The sequence below is a fragment of the Bacillus sp. NPDC094077 genome (assembly GCF_050279465.1).
Classification (GTDB): domain Bacteria; phylum Bacillota; class Bacilli; order Bacillales; family Bacillaceae_G; genus Bacillus_A.
Genome location: NZ_JBNNUF010000046.1, coordinates 1 through 5,789, shown reverse-complemented (window position 1 = coordinate 5,789; position 5,789 = coordinate 1). Strand labels below are relative to the sequence as shown.

Annotated in this window: 3 protein-coding genes; 2 read left to right on the top strand and 1 reads right to left on the bottom strand. The window is 34.3% G+C overall.

Annotated elements, in window-relative coordinates; translation table 11 throughout:
- Window positions 1-2,109 (top strand): Cna B-type domain-containing protein (locus ACQKNR_RS29090; RefSeq protein ID WP_427322721.1); only part of this gene is annotated, 2,109 nt, incomplete at its 5' end.
- A 527-nt stretch (window positions 2,110-2,636) separates the two neighbouring features.
- Here the strand turns inward: ACQKNR_RS29090 and ACQKNR_RS29085 are convergent.
- The gene (locus tag ACQKNR_RS29085) at window positions 2,637-5,099 is read right to left on the bottom strand and encodes a PAS domain S-box protein (RefSeq protein WP_427322719.1); all 2,463 of its coding nucleotides are present in this window, start codon (window positions 5,097-5,099) and stop codon (window positions 2,637-2,639) included.
- A 113-nt stretch (window positions 5,100-5,212) separates the two neighbouring features.
- On the opposite strand from ACQKNR_RS29085, the gene ACQKNR_RS29080 reads away from it, so the two are divergent.
- Window positions 5,213-5,344 (top strand): hypothetical protein, encoded by a 132-nt coding sequence (locus ACQKNR_RS29080; RefSeq protein WP_427322717.1) that lies wholly within the window; start codon window positions 5,213-5,215, stop codon window positions 5,342-5,344.
- The last annotated feature ends 445 nt before the right edge of the window (window positions 5,345-5,789 follow it).

Genomic DNA, 5,789 nt, shown 5'->3' with positions numbered 1-5,789 from the left:
ATCACAAATACAAAAGTAGGCGAAACAAAAGTAGAAGGAACAAAGATTTGGAACGATAACAATGCAACAGATCGTCCAAGCACAATCAAAGTAGATTTACTACAAAACGGTAAAGTAGTAGATACAAAAGAAGTAACGGCAGAAACAAATTGGAAGTACACGTTTGAAAAACTCCAAGCTTACGATGCAGAAGGTAAGGCCTACAAGTATGAAGTGAAGGAACAACCGGTGGTTGGATATGAATCAAAAGTAAGTGGTACTGACATCACAAATACAAAAGTAGGCGAAACAAAAGTAGAAGGAACAAAAACGTGGAACGATGGTAATGCAACAGATCGTCCAAACTCGATTAAAGTAGACTTACTACAAAATGGTAAAGTAGTAGATACAAAAGAAGTAACAGCGGCAACAGAATGGAAGTACACGTTTGACAAACTGCAAGCATACGATGCAGAAGGTAAGGCATACAAGTATGAAGTGAAAGAACAGCCAGTACCAGGATATGAATCCAAAGTAAGTGGTACTGACATCACAAATACAAAAGTAGGCAAAACAAAAGTAGAAGGAACGAAAACATGGAAAGATGATAACGCGAAAGATCGTCCGGAAATGATCAAAGTAGATCTTTTACAAAACGGTAAAGTAGTAGATACAAAAGAAGTAACAGCGGCAACAAATTGGAAGTACACGTTTGACAAACTCCAAGCATACGATGCAAACGGAGTAGCGTACAAGTATGAAGTGAAAGAACAGTCAGTAGCTGGATATGAATCCAAAGTAAATGGTTATGACATCACAAATACAAAGGTGGGCAAAACAAAAGTAGAAGGAACGAAAACGTGGAACGATGACAATGCGAAAGATCGTCCGGAAATGATTAAAGTAGACCTTTTACAAAATGGTACGGTGATTGCGACGCAAGAAGTAAGCAAAGCAACAGGCTGGAAATACGAATTCAAAGATTTAGCAGCGTATGATGAAAATGGAGTAGCGTACAAGTATGAAGTGAAGGAACAACCGGTGGCTGGATATGAATCCAAAGTAAGTGGTACTGACATCACAAATACAAAAGTAGGCGAAACAAAAGTAGAAGGAACGAAAACGTGGAACGATAACAATGCAACAGATCGTCCAATCTCGATTAAAGTAGACTTACTACAAAACGGTAAAGTAGTAGACACAAAAGAAGTAACAGCGGCAACAAACTGGAAGTACACGTTTGAAAAACTGCAAGCTTACGATGCAAACGGAGTAGCATACAAGTATGAAGTGAAAGAACAGCCAGTAACCGGATATAAATCCGAGGTAAAAGGTTATGACATCGCGAATACAAAAGTAGGCGAAACAAAAGTAGAAGGAACGAAAACGTGGAAAGACGATAACGCGAAAGATCGTCCGGAAATGATTAAAGTAGACCTTCTACAAAATGGTACAGTGATTGCGACGCAAGAAGTAAGCAAAGCAACAGGCTGGAAATACGAATTCAAAGATTTAGCCGCATACGATGCAAACGGAGTAGCATACAAGTATGAAGTAAAAGAACAACCGGTGGATGGATATAAATCTGAAGTAAAAGGTTATGACATTACAAATACAAAGGTTGGTAAAACAACAGTAGAAGGAACGAAGACTTGGAAGGACGACAATGCGAAAGATCGTCCGGAAATGATCAAGGTCGACCTAATACAAAATGGCCAAGTAGTTGCGACGCAAGAAGTAAGTGAAGCAACAGGTTGGAAATATGCGTTTACAGATTTAGTGGCATATGATGCCGAAGGTAAGGTATATAAGTATGAAGTAAAAGAACAACCGGTGGATGGATATAAATCCGAAGTAAAAGGTTATGATATTACGAATACAAAAATCAAAGAAGATCCAAAAAGTCCGAGCGTAGATCCAAAAGACCCGAGCACAGACCCAAAAGATCCGAGTGTAGATCCAAAAGATCCAAGCACAGATTCAAAAGTTCCACCTACTAAAGAAAATACTAAGACATCAGTATGGCTTCCTAACACAGGTGGAACATCAATGGAGATGATTTCATACATTGTAGGAATGTTGTTGATGGCTTTAGGTGGATTTGTATTTGTTCGTCAACGAATGAGATAAAAAGACTGGTTATGGTACAAAAAGTCTATCAAACTTGGACATACTGATACTATCAACTTAGAAAGACTAGAGATCATGTATATCTAAGCCAAGCAATTTCAATGGGAAACTATTATCAACTAGGAATAAACTTAATCATAAGTGACTTAGTAGAAATAATAGGGGAAAATAGAATGTTTATTGCTTATGTAGTGATTATAATCTGGATTCATCATTATGATTCAGAATTAAATCATCTATATGAAAGTAAATGGGTAATAGATGTATGTATAACGTACCGTTGATTCAAAAGGAAATACAATTGATTTTTATTTAGGTAAAATAAAAAATCAAAAGGCCGTAAAGCGCTTTGTGTAAAACGCTTTGCGGCCTTTTCTTATTTTAAACTCCTTTGTTATAATAGGTTTTGCGATATGGGAAAGTGTATGAAAGACTTTAGTCTAACTTTTAGGTTTGGAATGAATTTACCATTTTTTCACAGGAAACTACTTGTTTGTAAACTAATACTTCATGGTTCTAGGATGTACCTAAAAAGATGAATAAGCATTTTCTTTTTCGAGAGTAGATATAGGAAGGTTTATATTAACTGTTGTTCCTTTTCCTACTTCACTTTCAATAAGTATCTTTCCTTGGTGCTTTTCAATAATTTTATAACAAACCATTAATCCTAAACCGATACCATTTTCTTTGATACTATAGAAGGGTTCCCCTAGATAAGGTAAACGTTCTTTTTCAATTCCACACCCGTAATCGGTAAATCGAATGTTTACTTGTTTTTTATCAGGTGCATTTTCGATTTGAATCAAGATTTCCCCTCCCATTGGTGTTGCTTCAATTGCATTTTTTAAGATATTTATAAAAGCTTGTTTTAATTGATTCCCTTCACAAAGTATGAATGAAGTATCAGATGTAAACTCAGTTGTAATTTGTATGCAATTCATTATCGCTTGAGGTTCAAGTAACATTACAATTTGCTTCATTAATACATTCAGGTCATTCGTTTTAATTTCTAATGCCTCAGGTTTTGCTAATGCCATAAATTCATTAGTAATACTATCTATACGTTCAACCTCTGATAACACTATATCTATATAATGCTCGGTATTCTTATTTTCCATTGATTTTAATAACTGCATGAATCCTTTCATTGTTGTTAAAGGATTTTTAATTTCATGGGCAATTGCAGTGGATAATTGACCTACTACAGCAAGTTTTTCTGATTTTCGTAATAATTCCTCTGTTTTTAGCCGTTCGGTGATGTCTCGAGAGATACTCAAGAAAACTTTTTTGCCATTCAAGTTAAACATACGAACAGAAAATTCAATTGTCATGGTATTTCCTTTAGGAAAAACAAATTCATCTTGTAATGTGAAAGCGGTTTGCCCTTCTCTAATTCTTTCTATGATTCCTTGAATCATTGGAGAATCTGGCGGAGCGGCACTAGCAAATGGCATTGAAAGAAGCTTTTCTCTACTATATCCAAATCTTTTACATGCAACAGGATTTACTTCGATAAAGCGAGTTGGAAATTGATCCTCATTCAGTTCCACTACATATACTGCATCAGTTGCTTGTTCGATGAGCGCACGGTATTTCATTTCACTGTCTCTTAATTGTTGATGTAATTGATGGCGTTCTCTTTCTGCTTTTTTCCTTTCAGAAATATCTCTACAAATTCCTGATAAAGCAATTACATTGCCCCTTAAATCTAGAATTGGTGAAACCGTCACGTTTACATCAATTAGAGTTTTATCTTTTCGTTGTCTAACTGTTTCTAACCTAGTAATAACAGGGTCTTGTATATTGGTATTATTAATATTTTTGATTAACTCAAAAGTTTCATTCATTAAAAATTCAGGTACGCAAGGTAATTTTTTTCCTACGGATTCTTTTTCTGACCAACCAAATATCCTCTCATAAGCTTTATTCGCTTGCAACATATGTCCATCTAAATCAAATATAGTGATTGCATCTACGTTATGATTAATAAATGATTCCAGTCGCTCTTTCGTTACCTTTAGTTCATTTTCCGCATTTATTCTTTTCGTTATATCAACAGTAGAACCAACCACCTCAACCACTGTTCCCTCTCTTTTAACAGGCCTAAGAGAGAAAAGTATCATAGTCTCATCATTTGGCCATGGTAGTTCGAAAGTTACTTCTTCACCATCCCATGCCTGCTGATAATACTTTAGTATTCGAGAAACTAAATGGGATGGAATGATGGAAGAATCTATAGTAGGTAAATTTTTCCCTACAACTTGTTCAGAGTGAAACCCTTGTTGATAAAATAATTGTCCATCACACAGAGTATGAATAAAACTCCCATTTACTTTTTTAAATTTAAAAATACCTCCTTGTAGTTCATGTACGGTATCCCTTAATTCTCGCTTTGATTCTAGTAAAGTTTCATTCGCTTTAGCTAGGTCTTGTGTTAAGTTATATAAATTTTGATAGGATTCCATCAGAAAAACACCAATTAAGAGTCCGCAAGATATAAATAATGTACCTTGGATGTCAAGGAGTATAAGTGAAATAGAAGGAAAAAAGAACCCAAACACCCAATGGATTATGGCTAGATAAACAGCTAGATAAAGAAAGACGCTTTTAAAGGGATGGATATTTTTGAGATATGTTTTGAATATAGTATATATAGTAGCAATTCCTAAAGCAGCTATCAAAGCTGGTCCCCAATCACCACCAAGGTAGAAAATACGCATAAATAAAATAAACATTAACGTAATCCAGCCAGCTGTACGACCAAAATAAATAAATGAAATAATAAGCGGAACGGCTCGCAAGTCATAAAACAATCCCATGTGCTTAAAATTAAAAATCATCAAAATAGCAGCTATGATACCTGCATATGTGCCCCAAAATAAATGGATAAATCTATAATCCATTTTCCGTATAAATACTTGAATAAAAATAGCTGAACTAGCTAGGAAAGAAAAAATAGATAGATTAATGAAGAATCCTGTGAATAGCATGCCATATTCCCTCCTTTTTACATGTATTCGACAAAGAGTATAAAAATCCTACAAATTGCCTCATAATTAGACTTATTATTCTGAATAATAAGTCTGTTTTTTGGAGGAGAGATATGAGTAGTGATGAAAGTCAAGATCCTTTTTACCAGAATTATCAATTGGGTGTGTTGGATAACAATATTTATTTAATTTTCAGCACAAAAGTTTCCATTCCAGAAAAAATCACATTTCAGATTTGTTTGTAATCGATTTTTAATGAATCGTTAATATATTTGGTATCGAATGAGATTATGTTTGTTATTCGAGATTATAAGTAGCTTAAATGAAATTTCGAAAAAAAGGGTTTGAGAATGATTTTTTTAAGGTTGTTGCATATATTTTATTAAGTATTGGAATTTTTAAAGGGGGTACCGCCAGCAGTTTGGAAAAACTCCAAGCTAAGCAAAAAATAAAATGAGCTGCCCATATGGACAGCTTATTTACATAATTCTCGTTACCGGAAGTTGTTTTTACATTCCAGAAGTGTAGAGTGATAATAAAGTTGTTTAATTCGCTATAATAAAGCAAGAGCCTTACTACATATCAAATGTAATAAGGCTTTAAAAAAGTTGTTTAAAACTGAATTGATCTAAAAGAATATTGTTACTTAAAATGATAATAAAGTTGTTTGATTTTTTTCAACTAAAGCAC